The following is a 17,980-nucleotide window of genomic DNA, read 5'->3' on the forward strand; positions in this document are numbered from 1 at the left end:
CTACCGCGTCTATCGAGTCGGCGGGGTCGACCGCTTACGCGTCGTCCTCGTCGTCAACGTCTTCGAAATCGGCGTCGACGAACTCCTCGTCGCCGCCCGCACCGCCGGCCGGGCCGCCGCCCATGCCGCCGGCACCGCCCGCGCCCGCACCGCCCGCGCCGGCCTGGGCCTGCTGCTGGTACATCTGCTTGCCGATCTCCTGCAGTTCGGAGCTCAGGCTCTCGGTGGCGTCCTCGATCTCCTCCTTCGTCGCGTCGTCGTCCTCGAGGACGGCCTCGACGTCGTCGATCTTTGCCTCGATGGACTCGCGGAGGTCGGCGTCGACCTCCTCCTCGTTTTCCTCCAGCAGCGACTCGGCACGCTGGACCGAGGCCTCGGCCTCGTTGCGGGCCTCGATGCGCTCGCGGCGGCGCTGGTCCTCCTCGGCGTGCTCCTCGGCTTCGGCCTGCATCTGGTCGATCTCGGCGTCGGAGAGGCCGGCACCGCCCTCGATGGTGATCTCCTCGCTCTCGCCGGAGCCCTTGTCCTCGGCGGAGACGTTGACGATGCCGTTCTCGTCGATGGAGAACGTCACCTCGATCTGGGGCGTCCCGGCGGGGGCCGGCGGGATGCCGGTCAGGTGGAACTCGCCGAGCAGTTCGTTCTCCTCGGCGATCTCGCGCTCGCCCTGGAACACGCGGACCTGCACGGAGGTCTGGTTGTCCGCGGCCGTGGTGAATATCTTCGACTCCTCGGTCGGGATGGTCGTGTTCTTCTCGATGAGCCGCTCGAAGATGCCGCCCTTGACCTCGATGCCCAGCGAGAGGGGCGTCACGTCGAGCAGGACGATGTCGTCGACGTCACCGGAGAGGACGCCGCCCTGGATCGCCGCGCCCAGCGCGACGGCCTCGTCGGGGTTGACGTTCTTCTTGGGCTCCTTGCCGGTGAGCTCCTCGACCTGCTCCTCGACCTGCGGCATCCGGGTGGAGCCGCCGACGAGCAGCACCTCGTCGATGTCGTCCTTGCCGTAGCCGGCGTCCTCGAGGGCCTGCTCGGTCGGCTCGACGGTGCGCTCGATGAGGTCGGCCGTGAGCGACTCGAACTTCGCGCGGGTGAGGCTCTGTTCGAGGTGGATCGGGCCGTCGTCGGTCGCCGTGATGAACGGCAGGTTGATCTCCGTCTCCTTCCGGCTGGACAGTTCGATCTTCGCCTCCTCGGCGGCGTCCTTGAGGCGCTGGAGCGCCTGCCGGTCCTCGCGGAGGTCGATGCCGTGCTCGTCCTGGAACTCGTCGGCCAGCCAGTCGATGATGGCGTGGTCCCAGTCGTCGCCGCCGAGGTCGTTGTCGCCGTTGGTCGCGACGACCTCGTAGACGCCGCCGCCGAGATCGAGAATAGAGACGTCGAACGTGCCGCCGCCGAGGTCGTACACGAGCACGGTCTGGTCGGACTCGTCGTCGAGGCCGTACGCCATCGAGGCGGCCGTCGGCTCGTTGACGATGCGGTCGACCTCGAAGCCGGCGATCTCGCCGGCGTCCTTGGTCGCCTGGCGCTGGCGGTCGTTGAAGTACGCCGGCACCGTGATGACGGCCTTCTCGACCTCGTCGCCCAGGTACTCCTCGGCGTCGCGCTTGATCTTCTGGAGGATCATCGCCGAGATCTGCTCGGGCGTGTACTCCTCGTCGTCGATCTCGACGGTGTAGTCCTCGTCGCCCATGTGGCGCTTGATGGACTGGAGCGTCCGCTCGGGGTTCTGGACGGCCTGGTTTTTCGCCGGCTTCCCGACGAGTCGCTCGCCGTCGTCCGAGAACGAGACGACCGAGGGCGTCGTCCGCTCGCCCTCGCTGTTGACGATGATCTCCGGGTCACCGCCTTCCATCACTGCGAACGCGCTGTTTGTCGTCCCCAGGTCGATTCCGAGAATCTTGTTACTCGCCATCTTGAGCGTTGTTTGCTGGTTCGGCGGTATAACTCTTGCTACACTCGGTGAGCGGGCCGAATAAAACTACGCGAACGGGGCTGGATTAAACAAACCGGCGGCGGTTCGAGCGGGGCGGTTTTATAAGCGTCAGGCGGCCCCGTCGTCAGCGTCGCCGTCCCCGTCGTCGCCGGCATCGTCGTCCGATTCGTCGACCGCACCGTCAAGTTCGATCGCCTCGTCGTCGTCTGCCTCCGCGTCGGCGTCGTCTCCGTCGGCCCCGTCGTCAGCGTCGCTCTCGTCGGCGTCGCCCGTGCCGTCGCTGACGGTCACCTGCGCCGTGCGCAACACCTTGTCGCTCATCTCGTATCCGGGCGTGTACACCTCGGCGATGGCGTCGGCCGGCTGGTCGCTCTCGACGCGCATCATCACCTCGTGGCGCTGCGGGTCGACCTCCGAGCCGGGGTCGGGGTCGATCTCGGCGACCTCCTCGTCCTCGAGGACGCGGTCGAACTCCTTCAGGGTCATCTCGACGCCCTCGCGGATGCTCTCGACGTCGTCGTGGTCGTCCTCGACCGCGCGGTTCAGGTTGTCCCGGACGTCGAGCAGGCGCTCGACGAGGTCCTCGGTCGCGCGGTCGCGGATCTGGTCCTGGCGCTTTTTCGCCCGCTTCTTGTAGTTCTGGAAGTCCGCCTGCTTGCGCTTCAGGCGGTCCTCCAGGTCCTCGACGTCCTCGTCGCGCTCGGCGAGTTCGTCCTCCAGTTCCGCGGCCCGCTCCTCGTACTCGTCGCGCTCGGCCGCCAGTTCGTCGACGCGGCGGTCGAGTTCGACGGCCTTCTCCAGCAGCCGGCGCACGTCCGCGCCCAGTTCCTCGTCGTACTCCGCGACCGCCTCCGGGAGCTGCTCGCTGATGGTCGTTCGCTCCTTGTCGGAATCCGACTCCGCAGCGGCCGCCTCGGCTTCGACGTCGGCTGTCCGGTCGCCGTCGTCCGCCGGAGCCGCCGCGTCCGTGCCCTCGTCCTCGCTCATGAGCGAACGAAGCCGTCGGGCGGGTTTAGTTTTTTTCAAGCGCCCGTCGCGGACGGGGCCGGCGCGGGGTGGCCGCGCCCGGCGCTGGCGTCCGGCACCGAAGGGGGAGCGATAAATGCCGGCGGTCCCAACGGCCGCGCGTGAGCGGCCTCACGCTGCGCTTCGAGGACGGGACGGTGCGCGTCGACGGCGACGGCGACTGCCCGCCGTTCGTCGAGCGCGACCCCCGCTCGGGAACCCGCCGGGCGTCGGCCCACCGCTACGCCGACCTGCGGGACTGGCTCGACGAGCGCGGCGTCGCCTACGACGACCGCGTCCTCGACACGGAGCCGCTGTCGGGGCTGGACTCCGCGTACGAGCTCCGCGAGTACCAGGCCGACGCGCTCGCCGCGTGGCGCGACGGCGGGAACGCCGTCGACGGCGCGGACGCGGCGGCCCGCGGCGGCCCGCGCCGCGGCGTCCTCGAACTCCCGACCGGCAGCGGGAAGACGGTGATCGCCATCGCGGCCATCGAGGAACTGGCGACGCCGACGCTCGTCGTCGTGCCGACGATCGACCTCCTCCAGCAGTGGCGGCGCGAACTCGAACGGGAGTTCGACCGCCCGGTCGGCCAGCTCGGCGGCGGCGAGCAGCGCGTCGAGGCGCTGACCGTCTCGACGTACGATTCGGCGTACCTCCGGGGCGACGACGTCGGCGACCGGTTCGGGCTCGTCGTGTTCGACGAGGTCCACCACCTCGGCGGCGAGGGGTACCGCGAGATCGCCCGCCTGCTCGCCGCGCCGGCGCGGCTGGGGCTCACCGCCACCTTCGAGCGACCGGACGACGCCCACGAGGTCGTCGAGCGCCTCGTCGGCCCGGTCGTCTACCGGATCTCGGCGGAGGAACTCGCGGGCGAGCACCTCGCGCCGTACGACGTCAAGCGGATCGCGGTCGAACTGACCGACGACGAACGCGAGGAGTACGAGCACAATCAGGAGACGTTCACCGACTACCTCGCCCGCTCGAACGTCGAACTGCGGAGCGGGAGCGACTACCAGGAACTCGTCAAGCGGTCGGGGTCGGACCCGGAGGCGCGCGAGGCGCTGCTGGCCAAGCAGCGCGCCCGTGAGATCATGATGGGCAGCGAGAACAAGGTCACCCGGCTCGCCGGGATCCTCGACGACCACCGCGACGACCGCGTCATCGTCTTCACCGCGCACAACGAGCTGGCGTACCGCATCTCCGAGCGGTTCCTGATCCCGGCGGTCACCCACCGCACGAGCGCGGCCGAGCGCCGGGAGGTCATCGAGGGGTTCCGCGACGGCACGTACTCGCGGGTCGTCACGTCGAACGTGCTGGACGAGGGCGTCGACGTGCCGGACGCCAACGTCGCAGTCGTCCTCTCGGGCAGCGGCAGCGAGCGGGAGTTCACCCAGCGGCTCGGCCGGATCCTCCGCCCGAAGGCGGACGACGGCTCGGGGCTGGGGGAGCGCGCGCTGCTGTACGAGGTGGTGAGCGAGGGGACCGCGGAAAAACGAGTCTCCGCCCGGCGGCGCTAGGGGCCGTCGACCGACTCCCAGCGCGGGCTGATGCTCCGGCTGTCGGCCGCCAGGTACTCGTCGCGGGTCACGTCGAAGACGAACTCGTAGGTCACCCGCTCGCCGGGGTCGAGCCGGACGGTGCGGCGCCGGGCGTACGTCGTCCCGTCGGCGGTGATCTCGTAGACGAGCACCGCGGCCCGGCGCTCGGCGTCGGTGTTCTCCAGCGTCGTCGTGACCGTCATGTACCCGTCCTCGGTCTCGCCGTACGACGTCTCGCGGAAGGCGAACCACCGGCCGGGGCTCGGCGTCGTGCCGACGGTGATGCCGCCGGGGTCGACCGGGGTGGACTCGGCCGTCGGCGTCGGGTAGTCGCCGGGCTCGGGCGGGCCCTGCCGGCGGCTCCAGCCCTCCTCGTTGCGCCCGCAGCCGGCGAGGCCGGCGGCGCCGAGCGCGGCGAGCGACCGCAGGAGTTCCCGCCGTTGCATACGCGAGGGGTCGGGGCAGGGGGACGTATGTCTTGTGACCTCGGCCGGCCGCCACGGGGACCGCACCCGGCACCCGACCGCTTTTTTCCCTGGCCCGCCGACACCCGGGCGGATGCTGACGAAGGACCTCCTGCGCGTCTCGCGGGCTGGCGGCGGCTACTCCCCGCAGTTCGCCGACCGGGCACACCGGCCGCTCGCCGCGAAGGCCCTCGGGACGTTCCAGGGCCACGTCGGCGAGGAGCGGGCGGACCTGGACGACGCGCTGACGGCGCTCGAACGCGAGGCCGACGACTTCAAGCTCGTCCGGGGGTTCGCGCACCTGCTGGGGCGGGAGGCGCGGTTCGAGACCCGCGCGGGGGTCGACCCCGAACGGGCGCGCCGCGAGGCGTTCGCCGCCGGCGAGGCGGTCGGCGTGGTCACCGAGGCCGAGCGCGGGACGGCGCTGTCGCGGGCGGCCGACGCGCTCGGGACCGACCCCGACACCGTCGAGACGGCGCTGTACGCCGACCGCGAGGACCGGCAGGTGCTCGCCGCGTTCGACGCGCGCTGGTCGCCCGACGAACTGGTCGCGCAGTACAACCTCTCGCTGGCCCAGACCGCGCTGTTCGACGCGACGGAGGTCCGGGCGCGCTCGTCGGACCCGAAGGCGCTCGTCTCGGCGGTCAAGCGCCTCCGCCTGATGTACGAGGTGGTCCGGCTCGACGGCGGCGAACGCGAGGTGGTCGTGACGGGGCCGACGCGGCTGTTCCGGTCGACGCGGCGCTACGGGACGCGCTTCGCCCGCCTCCTGCGGACGCTGGCGAAAGCCGAGGAGTGGCGGCTGACCGCGACGATAGACGACCGCGGCACCGAGCGCGAACTCCGGCTCTCCTCCGACGACCCGGTGCGGGTGCCCGACGCCGAGCCCGTGACGGAGGTGAGCTACGACAGCGGCGTCGAGGCCGACTTCGCCGCGCGGTTCGAGTCGCTGGGCCTGGACTGGGACCTGGTCCGCGAGCCGGAGCCGCTTGCGGCGGGGTCGCGGGTGATGATCCCCGATTTCGCGTTCGAGTACGCCCACGCCGACTTCCGCGTCTTCTTCGAGATCATGGGCTTCTGGACGCCGGAGTACGTCGAGAAGAAGCTCGCGCAACTGGACGCCGTCGACGACGTCGAACTCCTCGTCGCGGTCGACGAGAGCCTCGGCGTCGGCGAGGAGATAGTCGCCCGGGACCACCGCGCGATCCCCTACGCCGGGAGCGTGCGGATCAAGGACGTGCGCGACGCGCTCCGGCGCTACGAGGACGAACTGGTCGCCGAGAGCGCCGCGGCGCTCCCCGCCGAACTCGCGCCCGAGGACGACGTCGTGACGCTCGCCGAACTCGCCGAGCGCCACCGCGTGGGCGAGGCCGCCGTCGAGGGGAAGGCGTTCCCCGAGCACGAGATGGTCGGCCGGACGCTGGTGCGGCCCGCGGTACTGGAGGGACTCGCCGGCGAGATAGCCGCGGGGATGTCGCTGTCCGAGGCCGAGGCCCTGCTGGACGAGCGCGGGATCGACGACGCGAGCGCGACGCTGTCGAGGCTGGGCTACCGCGTCGAGTGGGAGGGGCTGGGCGGCGGGACGGTGCGGGAGCGGGAGTAGCGGTCGCGGGACTAACCGGCCGTCAGAACTCCCGCCGACGGCCCTTCGGCACGCGCGACCGGAGTTCGCCGTGGACGTACAGGCCGACGCCGAGCGGCGCGTCGCCGCCCGCGAGTTCGTGGGCCGCGATGAGGTAGCCCCAGTCGCCGTCCCAGTCGAGTTCCTGGTCCTCGCCGGCGACGAACCGCGTCGCCTCCTCGCGGGAGAGGCGGATCACGTTCCGCTCGGCGCGCTCGCCGAAGCGCTGGACGGCCTCGGTCGTGGGCTTCCAGTGTTCCTGCCGGGTGCGCATGAACGTCATACCGAGGCCCTCCACCTCGACCGGGGAGTCGACGTCGCCGGCGAATATCCAGACCTTCCCCGCGCCCTTCTCCCAGAACGTGTGGTCGGCGAAGGTTTCCGGTGGGACGCCGAAGCGCTCGTCCCACCAGTCGACGATCTCCCGCCGCGAAGCGCGACCCTCGACCTCGCGGTCCTCGGGGGTCGCCGGAAGGCGGTCGAACCGGTTCCCGTCGTTTTCGCTCATGCGCCCACCTCCAGTTTCGCCACGAAGAAGCCGCCGGTGTCCTGGAAGTGCGGGTAGATGCGGGCGGCCTTGCGGACGCTGTCGTCGTACGTCTCGCCGTCCCACTCGGTGACGCCGGGGATGCAGTCGACGTCGAGGCCGTGGTCGACCAGCCGGCAGTCCTCCTCGCGGAGGACGTGGTCGAGCACCCCCTCGTTCTCCTCGGGGGCGAACGTGCAGGTGGAGTAGACGACGGTGCCGCCCGCGCGGGTGGCCTGGACGGCCCGGCGGAGGATCCCCTTCTGGACGCCGGCGACGCCGCGGACGTGGTCCATCGTCCACCCGTCGAGCGCGTCGGGGTTCTTGCGGATCGTCCCCTCGCAGGAGCAGGGCGCGTCGACCAGCGCGCGGTCGAACTCCCGGCCGCCGAAGGGCTTCAGCGAGAAGTTCCGGGCGTCCTGGTTGGTCACCGCGACGTTCGTCACGCCGAGGCGCTCGGCGTTCGAGCGCAGCGCCGAGAGGCGGCCGAGGTTGCTGTCGTTGGCGACCAGCAGGCCGCGGTCGTCCATCAGCGCGGCGAGGTGGGTGGTCTTGCTCCCCGGCGCGGCGCAGGCGTCCCAGACGCGCTCGCCCGGTTCCGGGGAGAGCGCCGTCGCGGGCAGCGCGGACACCTCCTCCTGGCCGTGGAGCCAGCCGTGGTAGTACGGCCAGGTGTTGCCCGGGCGGTCCGTGTCCACCGTCATGACGCGGTCGTTCCAGGCCGCCTGCTCCCAGCCGACGCCCTCGGCGTCCAGCGCCGCGGTCGCCCGCTCGACCGACGCCTTGATCGTGTTGACCCGGACGGCCGAGGGGAGCGGCCGCCGGCACGCGTCGAGGAACGCCTCGAAGTCGTCGACGAGGGGCCGATACCGGTCCAGTGGGTCCATTACGCCGCCGTTCGCCCGGCGGTCGCTTGTGGGTTTCGGAGCGGCGGTCGGACGGCGGCGGAGCCGTCCGGTCGCTCCACCCCGCATCGTTAAGCCGCCGCCGCGGGACATTCGGAACATGGCTCGCGTCAAGATCCGGACTGACGGCGTCGACCTGGACGAACCGTGGCTGGTCGAGGGCATGCCCGGCGTCGGGCTGGTCGGGAAGATAGCGACCGACCACCTGGTCGAGGAGTTCGACATGGAGTACTACGCGAGCGTTCACTGCGACGGCATCCCGCGGATCGCCGTCTACGGCGACGGCGACCGGACGGTCCGCCCGCCCGTTCGGCTGTACGCCGACGAGGAGCGCGACCTGCTGGCCCTCCAGAGCGACGTGCCGGTGTCGGCAAACGCCGCCCACGAGTTCGCCGCCTGCGTCACGTCGTGGATCGCGGACAACGACGTCACCCCGCTGTACCTGAGCGGCCGCCCGGCCGAGAAAGAGGGCGTCCCCTCCCTGTTCGGCATCGGGACGGGGGCCGGCGGCACGCTGCTCGACGAGCAGGGCATCGACCGGCCCGAGGAGAACGGCGCGATCGCCGGGCCGACGGGCGCGCTCGTCGGCCGGGCCGCCGAGACCGAGACCGACAGCGTCGCGCTGGTGGTCGAGAGCGACCCGCAGTTCCCCGACCCGGAGGCCGCCCGGGTCCTCATCGACCGCGGCATCGGCCCGCTGGCCGGCGTCGACCCGTCCGTCGACCACCTCGTCGACCGCGCCGAGGAGATCCGCAAGCAGAAGGAGGAACTGGCCCGCCGGATGCAGGAGGCCGGGGAGGCCGAGAGCTCGCAGGCCCAGCCGCTGCGGATGTTCCAGTAACCGCGCCGGGCGACGTGTCGCGGCCGCTACTGCCGGCGGCAGCCGGACCGGTGCAGCCGAACCCCGACCGCCGCCGGCGCAGACCGACCGACACTTCACGCTGGCGGTCGGACGGGGACGCATGAGCGACCTCGAAACCGCGGTCGACGAGTTCATCGACGAGGCCGACACGGTGTACGGCGAGTACGAACGGGGGTACATGGACGCCGACGCGGCGCTGTCGCGGCTGGAGACCCACCTCGACGAACTGCGCGAGGCGAGCGAGTAGCGCGCGGCAGGCGAATCCTTTATATCGTATCCCACACGTTACTACCCCAACATGACTGGGGAGGGGACGTCGCTGCTGTACGTCGGCGGCGGCGCGGTGGCCGACGCCGCGGCGTCCGTCGACGGGGTGAGCGTGCGCACGGTCGAGGAGGCCGACGCGGCCAGGGCGGCCCTCGACCGTACCGCCCGGTCGCTCGTCGTGGTCGAGCAGGGGGTCGCGGGCTGGCCGGCCCTGCTCCGGGACGTGACCGGCGACGGGTCGCCGCCAGCGCTGTTCGTGACGCTCGACGGCGAGGGGGTCGACCGCGCCGTCGAGGCCGGCGCGACGGACTACGTGCGCGCCGACGCCCCGCCCACGGTCGTCCGGCGGCGGGTGCGGAGCGCGGTCGAGGACCGCGAACTCGACCGGTATCGGACCCTGGTCGAGACCGTGGGCGACGCCATGTACATGCTCGACGCCGACGGGCGGATCACGATGGCCAACGAGGCGATGGCGGAGGCGCTCGGGTGCGACCGGGCGACGCTCGTCGGGAGCCACGCGACCGAGTTCATGCCCGAGGAGGACTACGAACGCGGGACCGAACTGCTCCGGTCGCTGGCCGCGGACGACGGGCGCGACCGCGACACCTACGAGATGTGGTCCGTCGGGGCCGGCGACGCGACCACCCCGACCGAGAACAACGTCGCCCTCCTCACCGACGAGAGCGGGGCCGTCGAGGGGTCGGTCGGGGTCATCCGCGACATCACCGAGCGCAAGCGCCGGACGGAGACGCTCGAACGGCAGAACGAGCGGCTGGACGAGTTCGCCAGCACCGTCACCCACGACCTCCGGAACCCGCTGAACGTGATCGACGGCCACCTGGAACTGGCACGGGAGGACGACGACCCGCACCACCTGGACGTGATCGAACGCGAGGTCGAACGGATCGACGAACTGCTGGCCGACCTGCGCCGCCTCGCCCGGCAGGGGAAGGTCGTCAGCGAACCGGACCCGGTGTCGCTGACGGACGTCGCCGCCGACGCCTGGAACGGGGTCCCGACGGCCGACGCCGCGATCGACCTGCCCAACCGCGACCCGACGGTGCGGGCCGACCGGACCAGGCTCCGGCAGCTGCTGGAGAACCTGTTCCGCAACGCCGTCGAGCACGGCGCGGCGGCGTCGGACGCCGACGTGCGGGGCGACGGCGGCACGGACGGCGTGACCGTCCGCGTCGGCGCGACCGACGGGGGCTTTTTCGTGGCCGACGACGGCCGGGGGATCCCGGCGACGGAGCGCGAGCGGATCTTCGACCGGGGGTACACCACCGCCGACGACGGCACCGGACTCGGGCTGAAGATCGTCCGGCGGATCGCGGCGGGCCACGGCTGGACGGTCGAGGCGGGCGAGAGCGACGACGGCGGTGCCCGGTTCGAGTTCCGGACGGCCGTCACGCCGGACTGACGGCGTCGGAGCATCAAGAGTTATGCCGTCCGCGGTGCCGGTAGTGCACATGACGGACTTCTCCCGGCGTGTGGAGCAAGTGTCGATCAGCGGCATCCGCGAGGTGTTCGAGGCGGCGGGCGACGACGCGATCAACCTCGGACTGGGCCAGCCGGACTTCCCGACGCCCGAGCACGCCCGGCAGGCGGCCGTCGACGCGATAGAGCGCGGCGACGGCGACGCCTACACGTCGAACAAGGGGATCCCCGAACTGCGCGAGGCGATCGCCGCGAAGTACGACCGGGACGGCACGTTCGCCGTCGACCCGGACCACGTCATCGCCACCGCCGGCGGGAGCGAGGCGCTCCACCTGGCCATGGAGGCCCACGTCGACCCCGACGAGGAGGTCATCTTCCCCGACCCCGGCTTCGTCGCCTACGACGCGCTGACCCGCATCGCCGGCGGGACGCCCAAGCCCGTCGGCCTGCGCGAGGACCTGACGATGGACCCGGCGGCGGTCGAGGACGCGATCACCGAGGACACCGCCGCGTTCGTCGTCAACAGCCCGGCGAACCCGACCGGCACGGTCCAGAGCGAGGCGGACATCCGGGAGTTCGCCCGCATCGCCGACGAGCACGACGTGCTCTGTATCTCCGACGAGGTGTACGAGTACATCGTGTTCGACGGCGAGCACCACTCGCCGATGACCTACGCCGAGAGCGACAACGTGGTCGTCATCGGCGCGTGCTCGAAGAGCTACTCGATGACGGGCTGGCGGCTCGGCTGGGTGACCGGGTCGAACCGCCGGGTCGAGCGCATGCTCCGCGTCCACCAGTACGTGCAGGCCTGCGCCAGCGCGCCGGCCCAGTACGCCGCGGAGGCGGCGCTTACCGGGCCACAGCAGCCGGTCGAGGAGATGGTCGCCGCCTTCGAGGAGCGCCGCGACGTGTTGCTCGACGGCCTCGCCGACATCGGGCTGGAGACGCCGACCCCGGAGGGCGCGTTCTACGCGATGCCGAAGGTGCCCGAGGGGTTCGTCGACGAGTGCATCGACCGCGGCGTCGTCGTCGTCCCCGGCGGCGCGTTCGGCGAGGGCGGCGAGGGGTACGCCCGCATCTCCTACGCGACCGACGTGGAGACGCTGAAGGAGGCCTTGGCGGTCATGGGCGAGGCGGCCGACGCGGTGCGGTAAGCGGAGCGGGGGGCGAGTCCCGCCCCGAACGTTATACTCGTCCCGTCCGTGTGGGAACATATGCCACTTTCGCGCCGCGGACGCGGACCGGAACCGGCGCTCCGTGCCCTCCTGTCGCAGGTGCACCCGGTGTTCATGCTCCCGCCGGTCGCCGCCTCGCTGTTCGGCGGCGTGCTGGCGGGCAGGTTCGACCCGCCCCTCGCCGCGGTTCACGCGACGGCCATCTTCGCCGCGGTGTACACGGCCCACGTGAAGGACGGCTACGTCGACTTCCACGTCCGCGGCGAGGACGACGACCACCCGCTCACCGAACGGGGCTGTCGGCTCGCGCTCACCGGGTCCACGGCGCTGTTCGCGGCCTGCCTCGCGGCGCTGTGGGCGCTTTCGGGCGTCGGCGCGGCGCTGATCACGCTCCCGACGTGGCTCATCGGCTACGGCCACGCGCCGCAGCTCGACACGAACCCCGTGACGGCGACGACGGGCTACCCGCTCGGCATCGCGCTGAGCGTCGCCGGCGGGCACTACGTGCAGGCCGGGGGCGTCGGCGCGACGGCGCTGGCCTTCGCCGCCGTCTTCCTCGTCCTGCTCTCCGGCGTGAAGGTGATCGACGACGCGCAGGACTACGACTACGACCGCTCGATCCGCAAGCGCACCGTCGCAGTCGTCCTCGGCCGGCAGCGCGCCCGGACGCTGGCGTACCTGCTCATGGCCGCCGCGCTCGTCGCCGTCGTCGCGTTCGCGGCGGCGCGGCTGTTCCCGCCCTCGGCCGCCCTGTCGGTGGTCGCGTTCGGCGCGGTGGCGCTTTTCGCCCGCCGCGCAGACCCGGAACTGGCGACGATGCTGCTCGTTCGCGGGTCGTACGTGTTCCTCGCGGTGCTCGTCGCGGCGGTGTGGTTCGAACCGCTCGCCTAGTTCCAGGGGGCGGCGTCGAAGTCGACCTGTCGCTCCCGGTGGTCGATGGCGTCGATCCGCGCCAGTTCCTCGGCGTCGAGCGTCAGGTCCCGCGCCGCGAGGTTCTCCCGGATGTGGTCCGACGACGAGGACTTCGGGATGACGGCCGCACCCTTCGCGAGCAGCCACGCGAGGCTCACCTCCGCGGGCGTCGCGTCGTTTTCCTCGGCTAGCTCGACCAGTTCCGGCATCTCCAACACCCGCCCCTTCGCCAGCGGCGAGTACGCGACGAGGCGGTAGCCGTGTTCGTCGGCGTGGGCCCGCAGTTCGTCCTGCGGGAGCAGGGGGTGACACTCGACCTGATGCGCGGCGAGCGGCGCGTCGAGGCGGTCGATGGCCTCGTCGAGCAGGTCGGGCGTGAAGTTCGACAGGCCGACGTTTCGGACGAGACCGCGGTCGTACAGTTCGTCGAACGCGGCGAGGGTTTCCTCGGGGTCGTACGTCCGGATCGGCCAGTGGACGTACAGCAGGTCGACCGATTCGACGCCGAGGCGGTCGAGACAGGCCTCAGCGCTCGCCAGCGCGTCGTCGTACGCGAGGTTGCTGGAGTCGATCTTCGTCGCCACGAACACGTCCTCGCGGTCGACGTCGGCGCGGGCGATCCCCTCGCCGACGGCCGCCTCGTTGCCGTACATCTCGGCGGTGTCGACGTGGCGGTACCCCGCGTCCAGCGCCGTCGCGACGCTCTCGGCGCAGACTTCCGGGTCCGAGTTCTCGTACGTCCCGATGCCGACATCCGGGATCCGGTCGGTCATGTACGACCGTTCTTCTGTGGGGCACAAGACGGTTTCCGGGCGCGCGTTTTCGTAACCGAACCGACACGGGTTCGGTCGAGTGTCAGTATTTCTACGGAAATCCCGTTCAGCGTGCCCTTTAGTGGGTGTGTCCGTAAGTGAGGAACACGATGGAACGCGACACCCACGTCGTGGCGATCTGCGGTAGTCGCCGCGACGAGAGCCGGACGCGGGTCGCCCTCCGCGCGGCGCTCGACGCCGCGGCCGGGACCGGCGCGACGACGGAACTCGTCGACCTCCGGGAGTACGACCTGCCGCCGCTGGACCCCGACGCGCCCACCCCCGCCGACGCCGAGGCCCTCGCGCGGATCGTTGCGGACGCCGACGCCGTGTTGCTCGGCACGCCCAACTACCACGGCTCGTACGCCGGCCACCTGAAGAACGCGCTGGACCACCTCGGCCGCGACGAGTTCGGGGGCAAACTCGTCGGCCTGCTGGAAGTCGCGGGCGGGAGCTACCCCAAGCCCGCGCTGGCGCACCTCCGGGCGGTCTGCCGGACGCTGAACGCCTGGACCCACCCGCTGGAGGTCGGCATCCCGAACGCCTCCTCGACGGTCGGAACCGACGGAATCGACGACGACGGCGTCGCGGACCGCGTCCGCGAACTCGGGCGGGAACTGGCCGAGTACGCCGGCGTCGAGGAGTATCCCGAACTGGCCGCCCGACAGGGCAGTCCGATCGCGGGCGCGCCCGGGGAGTAAAAAGGGACGTCGACCGTTCCTACGACGCCGTGCTGACGATCTTGATCACGTCGCCCTCCTCCAGTTCGTACCCCTCGCCGACCTCGCGGTCCGTCCGGCCGTTGACCGCGTGAAGGTAGCCGTCGCCGATGTCGCTGTGGACGGCGTAGGCCAGGTCGACCGGCGTCGACCCGGGGGGGAGCAGGAACGCGTCGGGGAGCACGTCGCCCGAGGCATCGGTCCACTTCGAGGCGTCCTGCACGGGGAAGGCGGTGACGCGGTCGAGCAGGCCGTAGACGGCCTCGTCGAGCGCGGCCTGGACGCCGGTGCCGCCGTGCTCGGCCATCGTCCCGCGCAGGCCCGTCAGCGCGTCGCGCTGCTGGTCGCTGACGTCGCCGACTATCTCGAAGTCGGGGTCGCCGGGGTCGTAGTCGACGACGCCCGCGTCGGCCGCGTTCCGGAGCGCGAGTTCGCCCTCGGCGGTCGTCGGGATGACGGGCTTGTCCAGGTCGAGCAGGCGCTCGACGTTCTCCTCGGGGGCGACGTCTATCTTGTTCGCGGCGACGACGATGGGCTTGGTGCGTCGGCGCACGTCGCGGGCCAGTTCCTCGCGGTGCTCGTCGGTCCACTGCTGGGGGTCCTCGGGGTACTCAAGCGAGCGGAGGCTGGCGGCCACGTCGGCCTCGGTCGCACCGAAGCCGGTGAGCATCTCCGCGAGCGCCTCGTCGATGTCGAAGTCGGGCGAGCGGGACTTGCGCGTCACCGACTCCCAGTTGCGGTCGACGATGCCCGCCAGCCAGAGGTCCATCTCCTCCTCGACGAAGTCGATGTCGTCCAGCGGGTCGTGCTCGCCGACCTCGACGGGTTCGCCCTCGGCGTTCGTCGCGCCGCTGGCGTCGACGACGTTGATGATCGCGTCGGCGTTGGTCAGTTCGTCGAGGAACTGGTTGCCTAGGCCCTTCCCCTCGTGCGCGCCGGGGACGAGGCCGGCGACGTCGAGCAGTTCGATCGGGACGTAGCGCTTGCCGTCGCGGCAGCGGTCGTCGCCGCAGCGCTCCTCGCGGTCGAGGCAGGGGCAGTCGGTCCGGGCGTGGCTCACCCCGCGGTTCGCGTCGATGGTGGTGAAGGGGTAGTTCGCCACGTCGACGTCGGCGCGGGTCGCCGCGGTGTAGAACGTGGACTTGCCGGCGTTTGGCTTGCCGGCAAGCGCGACTGAGAGCATACGGACAGTTCCCGGGTCGGCGAAAACTGCCTTTCGGTCCGCCCGCGGGTGTGAACGGTTGTCATTCACTAATGTACACGTTTTGCAATACCGTCAGGCAAGAAACCGGAGGGATTTCGGGCGGATCGGCGGGGACGTTCCCCCGCAATTAGCCGGGAAACACCGGGTGACTGCGGCAGACAGGTTTGCAATTCGAGCGCAATATCGACGAAAGATTTAAGTAGCTATCGGTCCTGAGTACGTACACAGGAAGACGTGGCTTCCGGGCTTCTTCGGGTTTTTCCCCACCGGTAGTCCCCGCCCTCTCACGGTGATACCAATGACAGATACGAGCATCCGAACGACCGAGCAGGGGAGCGTAACTGCTCCCGAACGAACAGAGGAGAAAACCAGCGAGCAGGAGACCGACGAGCAGGAGCGCGTCTGCCCCGAGTGCGGCGGCGACCTCGTCGCCGAGGGCGGCGAGACCATCTGTGCGGAGTGTGGCCTCGTCGTCGAGGAGGACGAGATCGACCGCGGCCCCGAGTGGCGCGCGTTCGACGCCAAGGAGAAAGACGAGAAGTCCCGCGTCGGCGCGCCGACGACGAAGATGATGCACGACGAGGGCCTCTCGACCAACATCGGCTGGCAGGACAAGGACGCCTACGGCAACTCCCTGTCCTCGCGCCAGCGCCAGAAGATGCAGCGCCTGCGCACCTGGAACGAGCGGTTCCGTACGCGTGACTCCCAGGAGCGCAACCTCAAGCAGGCGCTCGGCGAGATCGACCGGATGGCGTCGGCGCTCGGCCTGCCCGAGAACGTCCGGGAGACCGCCAGCGTCATCTACCGCCGCGCGCTCGAGGAGGACCTGCTGCCGGGTCGCTCCATCGAGGGCGTCGCAACCAGTTCGCTGTACGCCGCCGCCCGACAGGCCGGCACGCCGCGCAGCATCGACGAGGTGGCGAACGTCAGCCGGATCGGCGACCAGGAGTTCAAGCGGACGTACCGCTACATCGTCCGCGAACTGGGCCTCGAGGTCCAGCCCGCCGACCCCGAGAGCTACGTCGGGCGCTTCGCCAGCGACCTCGACATCTCGGACGAGGCCGAGCACCGCGCCCGCGAACTGCTGAAGAACGCGAAGGAGGAGGGCGTCCACAGCGGGAAGTCGCCGGTCGGCCTCGCGGCCGCCGCCGTCTACGCCGCCCCGCTGCTCACCAACGAGCAGATCACCCAGCGCGAGGTCAGCGAGGTGGCCGACATCAGCGAGGTCACCATCCGCAACCGCTACAAGGAGCTGCTGGAGGCCGAGGGCGCTATCGCCCCGGCCTGATGACGGTCGCGCCGCTCGCGTCGCTCCTTCTCTGAGGCCGTCCCGCCGTCGAACGCGTCCGCTGCCAGCGGTGGCTATCGGTATCGGTCGGAAGCCGCGTCGCCGTCCGCGCGGTTACTCGACCTCGCGGCCGTCGGGGTGGAACATCCGGATCTCGCCGCTGGCGCGCATCGTCCCGTCGACGGCCGCGCCGTCGGCGAGTTCCAGCGAGCCACAGGAGACGTCGCCGAGCACCTCGGCGTCGGGCGCGAGTTCGACCTGCCCGTCACGGGTGGTCACGTCGCCGTGGATCCGCGTGCCCTGGCCGACGTGGATGTCGCCGCGGGCGCGCAGGCTGCCGAACACGTTGTTGTCCTCGCCGACCGTGATCGCCTCGGCGCGGATGTTGCCGTGGATCCGGCAGTCGTCGCCGATCGTCGCGGGCGTCGAGACGCGCCAGGCGTCGTCGCCGACGGTCGCGGAGCCGGGGATCACCAGCGGATCGTGCTCGGGGTCGTCGTCGTCGAACACCTCGCCGACGAGTTCCTGTGCGGCCTCGTCCTCGCCGATCCGCAGTAGCTGCGAGAGGTAGACGAAGAGGAAGACGATCGTCGGCATCGGGTTCCGGATGACGATCCAGCCGTTGGCCTCGAACCCCTCCTCTATCTCCACGTCGTCGCCGATGTCCAGGTCGCCGCTGACCATCAGCCGGCCGCCGACGTGGACGCGCTCGCCGAGGTAGGCGTCCTCGCCGACGAGGACGTTGCCGGCGACGTCACACCACATGTCAAGCCGGCAATCGCCCTCCGCCTCGATGTCGCCGCCGAACTCGACGCCCTCGCCCGCGAGGACGTTCCGGCCCCGGACGCCGAACTCGACGGTGCTGCGGCTCCCGACGACCACGTCGCCGTCGGTCACGAGGTCGTGTTCCTCGACGGTGGTCCCGTCCGGGATGGCGAGTTCGTCGAGGGGGGAGCTGTTGAACGGCACGGGGTACACTCGCCGTCGGGCGATAATAAAGCCCCCGTCGGCGTCAGACGGGCGTCAGACGCGGCGGCCGCGAACCGCTCGGCGACCCCGTCTCGCGGGGTTTTTATTCGCGAGCGGTGTATCCGACGCCATGACTACGCTCTCCTTCGACGAGTCCGGCGTCGACGTGGTGTACCAGGGCACCGAGTTCCGCCTGGAGAAGGCGCTGATAGAGGAGGCGGTCGGGAAGGAGTACCGCGACACGACCGACCACGAGGTGTTGCAGATGGTCGAGAAGAACCCGGACCTCAACGGCGAACCCCGGCGCGTCGACGACATCCTCCGGTAGGCGTCGGCG

The 17,980-nt window shown here is 70.9% G+C and carries 18 protein-coding genes; 10 read left to right on the forward strand and 8 right to left on the reverse strand.

The window, feature by feature from the left end; translation table 11 throughout:
* Nucleotides 1-34 precede the first annotated feature (34 nt).
* On the reverse strand, nucleotides 35-1,915 hold the full coding sequence (gene dnaK, locus EYW40_RS03560) for a molecular chaperone DnaK (protein ID WP_135820231.1): 1,881 nt from the start codon (nucleotides 1,913-1,915) through the stop codon (nucleotides 35-37).
* Nucleotides 1,916-2,044: 129 nt separating this feature from the next.
* Entirely contained in the window at nucleotides 2,045-2,923 is an 879-nt protein-coding gene (grpE, locus tag EYW40_RS03565; protein WP_135820232.1) for a nucleotide exchange factor GrpE, read from the reverse strand.
* Between the two features lie 140 nt (nucleotides 2,924-3,063).
* Here grpE and EYW40_RS03570 point away from each other — a divergent pair, with 140 nt between their 5' ends.
* Nucleotides 3,064-4,461, forward strand: coding sequence for a DEAD/DEAH box helicase (locus tag EYW40_RS03570; protein WP_202614418.1), 1,398 nt, complete (start codon nucleotides 3,064-3,066; stop codon nucleotides 4,459-4,461).
* Here the strand turns inward: EYW40_RS03570 and EYW40_RS03575 are convergent.
* Complete coding sequence (locus EYW40_RS03575; RefSeq protein WP_135820234.1) at nucleotides 4,458-4,928, reverse strand: hypothetical protein; 471 nt, start codon at nucleotides 4,926-4,928, stop codon at nucleotides 4,458-4,460. The two genes, EYW40_RS03570 and EYW40_RS03575, sit on opposite strands and share 4 nt — an antisense overlap.
* A 112-nt stretch (nucleotides 4,929-5,040) precedes the next feature.
* Here EYW40_RS03575 and EYW40_RS03580 point away from each other — a divergent pair, with 112 nt between their 5' ends.
* The gene (locus EYW40_RS03580; RefSeq protein ID WP_135820235.1) at nucleotides 5,041-6,549 is read left to right on the forward strand and encodes a DUF790 family protein; all 1,509 of its coding nucleotides are present in this window, start codon (nucleotides 5,041-5,043) and stop codon (nucleotides 6,547-6,549) included.
* A gap of 22 nt (nucleotides 6,550-6,571) precedes the next feature.
* Here EYW40_RS03580 and EYW40_RS03585 read toward each other — a convergent pair whose 3' ends face one another.
* The gene (locus EYW40_RS03585) at nucleotides 6,572-7,075 is read right to left on the reverse strand and encodes a DUF7122 family protein (RefSeq protein WP_135820236.1); all 504 of its coding nucleotides are present in this window, start codon (nucleotides 7,073-7,075) and stop codon (nucleotides 6,572-6,574) included.
* Nucleotides 7,072-7,980 carry an RsmB/NOP family class I SAM-dependent RNA methyltransferase gene (locus EYW40_RS03590; protein ID WP_135820237.1) on the reverse strand — a complete coding sequence of 303 codons (909 nt, stop codon included), beginning with the start codon at nucleotides 7,978-7,980 and terminating at the stop codon, nucleotides 7,072-7,074. Before EYW40_RS03590 ends, EYW40_RS03585 begins: the two co-directional genes overlap by 4 nt.
* Nucleotides 7,981-8,098: 118 nt before the next feature.
* Here EYW40_RS03590 and EYW40_RS03595 point away from each other — a divergent pair, with 118 nt between their 5' ends.
* The 5 genes from EYW40_RS03595 (at nucleotide 8,099) to EYW40_RS03610 (ending at nucleotide 12,630) form a co-directional block, all read left to right on the forward strand.
* Entirely contained in the window at nucleotides 8,099-8,839 is a 741-nt protein-coding gene (locus EYW40_RS03595) for a proteasome assembly chaperone family protein (RefSeq protein ID WP_135820238.1), read from the forward strand.
* 121 nt (nucleotides 8,840-8,960) lie between these two features.
* Complete coding sequence (locus EYW40_RS19810) at nucleotides 8,961-9,107, forward strand: hypothetical protein (RefSeq protein ID WP_202614419.1); 147 nt, start codon at nucleotides 8,961-8,963, stop codon at nucleotides 9,105-9,107.
* Between the two features lie 51 nt (nucleotides 9,108-9,158).
* Complete coding sequence (locus tag EYW40_RS03600; protein ID WP_135820239.1) at nucleotides 9,159-10,547, forward strand: two-component system sensor histidine kinase NtrB; 1,389 nt, start codon at nucleotides 9,159-9,161, stop codon at nucleotides 10,545-10,547.
* A gap of 49 nt (nucleotides 10,548-10,596) precedes the next feature.
* Entirely contained in the window at nucleotides 10,597-11,718 is a 1,122-nt protein-coding gene (locus EYW40_RS03605; RefSeq protein ID WP_135820240.1) for a pyridoxal phosphate-dependent aminotransferase, read from the forward strand.
* A gap of 60 nt (nucleotides 11,719-11,778) precedes the next feature.
* Nucleotides 11,779-12,630, forward strand: coding sequence for a UbiA family prenyltransferase (locus EYW40_RS03610; protein ID WP_135820241.1), 852 nt, complete (start codon nucleotides 11,779-11,781; stop codon nucleotides 12,628-12,630).
* Here the strand turns inward: EYW40_RS03610 and EYW40_RS03615 are convergent.
* The gene (locus EYW40_RS03615; RefSeq protein WP_135820242.1) at nucleotides 12,627-13,424 is read right to left on the reverse strand and encodes an aldo/keto reductase; all 798 of its coding nucleotides are present in this window, start codon (nucleotides 13,422-13,424) and stop codon (nucleotides 12,627-12,629) included. The two genes, EYW40_RS03610 and EYW40_RS03615, sit on opposite strands and share 4 nt — an antisense overlap.
* A 149-nt stretch (nucleotides 13,425-13,573) precedes the next feature.
* On the opposite strand from EYW40_RS03615, the gene EYW40_RS03620 reads away from it, so the two are divergent.
* Nucleotides 13,574-14,164 carry an NADPH-dependent FMN reductase gene (locus EYW40_RS03620; protein WP_135820243.1) on the forward strand — a complete coding sequence of 197 codons (591 nt, stop codon included), beginning with the start codon at nucleotides 13,574-13,576 and terminating at the stop codon, nucleotides 14,162-14,164.
* A gap of 19 nt (nucleotides 14,165-14,183) precedes the next feature.
* On the opposite strand, the gene EYW40_RS03625 is transcribed toward EYW40_RS03620, so the two are convergent.
* Complete coding sequence (locus EYW40_RS03625) at nucleotides 14,184-15,365, reverse strand: redox-regulated ATPase YchF (RefSeq protein WP_135820244.1); 1,182 nt, start codon at nucleotides 15,363-15,365, stop codon at nucleotides 14,184-14,186.
* Nucleotides 15,366-15,684: 319 nt separating this feature from the next.
* Here EYW40_RS03625 and EYW40_RS03630 point away from each other — a divergent pair, with 319 nt between their 5' ends.
* Nucleotides 15,685-16,674 (forward strand): transcription initiation factor IIB, encoded by a 990-nt coding sequence (locus tag EYW40_RS03630; protein WP_135820245.1) that lies wholly within the window; start codon nucleotides 15,685-15,687, stop codon nucleotides 16,672-16,674.
* A 114-nt stretch (nucleotides 16,675-16,788) separates the two neighbouring features.
* Here the strand turns inward: EYW40_RS03630 and EYW40_RS03635 are convergent, their stop codons facing one another.
* On the reverse strand, nucleotides 16,789-17,643 hold the full coding sequence (locus tag EYW40_RS03635; protein ID WP_135820246.1) for a polymer-forming cytoskeletal protein: 855 nt from the start codon (nucleotides 17,641-17,643) through the stop codon (nucleotides 16,789-16,791).
* Between the two features lie 130 nt (nucleotides 17,644-17,773).
* Between EYW40_RS03635 and EYW40_RS03640 the strand changes: the two genes are divergently transcribed.
* Nucleotides 17,774-17,971: a DUF5800 family protein gene (locus EYW40_RS03640; RefSeq protein ID WP_135820247.1), complete on the forward strand. Its 198-nt coding sequence runs from the start codon at nucleotides 17,774-17,776 to the stop codon at nucleotides 17,969-17,971.
* The last annotated feature ends 9 nt before the right edge of the window (nucleotides 17,972-17,980 follow it).

Source organism: Halostella litorea (assembly GCF_004785955.1).
Classification (GTDB): domain Archaea; phylum Halobacteriota; class Halobacteria; order Halobacteriales; family Natronoarchaeaceae; genus Halostella; species Halostella litorea.

Bases quoted from the DNA above. Each gene is read 5' to 3' on its own strand.
- dnaK (WP_135820231.1), bottom strand. From the start codon at position 1,915: ATGGCGAGTAACAAGATTCTCGGAATCGACCTGGGGACGACAAACAGC.
- grpE (WP_135820232.1), bottom strand. From the start codon at position 2,923: ATGAGCGAGGACGAGGGCACGGACGCGGCGGCTCCGGCGGACGACGGC.
- EYW40_RS03575 (WP_135820234.1), bottom strand. From the start codon at position 4,928: ATGCAACGGCGGGAACTCCTGCGGTCGCTCGCCGCGCTCGGCGCCGCC.
- EYW40_RS03580 (WP_135820235.1), top strand. From the start codon at position 5,041: ATGCTGACGAAGGACCTCCTGCGCGTCTCGCGGGCTGGCGGCGGCTAC.
- EYW40_RS03585 (WP_135820236.1), bottom strand. From the start codon at position 7,075: ATGAGCGAAAACGACGGGAACCGGTTCGACCGCCTTCCGGCGACCCCC.
- EYW40_RS03590 (WP_135820237.1), bottom strand. From the start codon at position 7,980: ATGGACCCACTGGACCGGTATCGGCCCCTCGTCGACGACTTCGAGGCG.
- EYW40_RS03595 (WP_135820238.1), top strand. From the start codon at position 8,099: ATGGCTCGCGTCAAGATCCGGACTGACGGCGTCGACCTGGACGAACCG.
- EYW40_RS19810 (WP_202614419.1), top strand. From the start codon at position 8,961: ATGAGCGACCTCGAAACCGCGGTCGACGAGTTCATCGACGAGGCCGAC.
- EYW40_RS03600 (WP_135820239.1), top strand. From the start codon at position 9,159: ATGACTGGGGAGGGGACGTCGCTGCTGTACGTCGGCGGCGGCGCGGTG.
- EYW40_RS03605 (WP_135820240.1), top strand. From the start codon at position 10,597: ATGACGGACTTCTCCCGGCGTGTGGAGCAAGTGTCGATCAGCGGCATC.
- EYW40_RS03610 (WP_135820241.1), top strand. From the start codon at position 11,779: ATGCCACTTTCGCGCCGCGGACGCGGACCGGAACCGGCGCTCCGTGCC.
- EYW40_RS03615 (WP_135820242.1), bottom strand. From the start codon at position 13,424: ATGACCGACCGGATCCCGGATGTCGGCATCGGGACGTACGAGAACTCG.
- EYW40_RS03620 (WP_135820243.1), top strand. From the start codon at position 13,574: ATGGAACGCGACACCCACGTCGTGGCGATCTGCGGTAGTCGCCGCGAC.
- EYW40_RS03625 (WP_135820244.1), bottom strand. From the start codon at position 15,365: ATGCTCTCAGTCGCGCTTGCCGGCAAGCCAAACGCCGGCAAGTCCACG.
- EYW40_RS03630 (WP_135820245.1), top strand. From the start codon at position 15,685: ATGACAGATACGAGCATCCGAACGACCGAGCAGGGGAGCGTAACTGCT.
- EYW40_RS03640 (WP_135820247.1), top strand. From the start codon at position 17,774: ATGACTACGCTCTCCTTCGACGAGTCCGGCGTCGACGTGGTGTACCAG.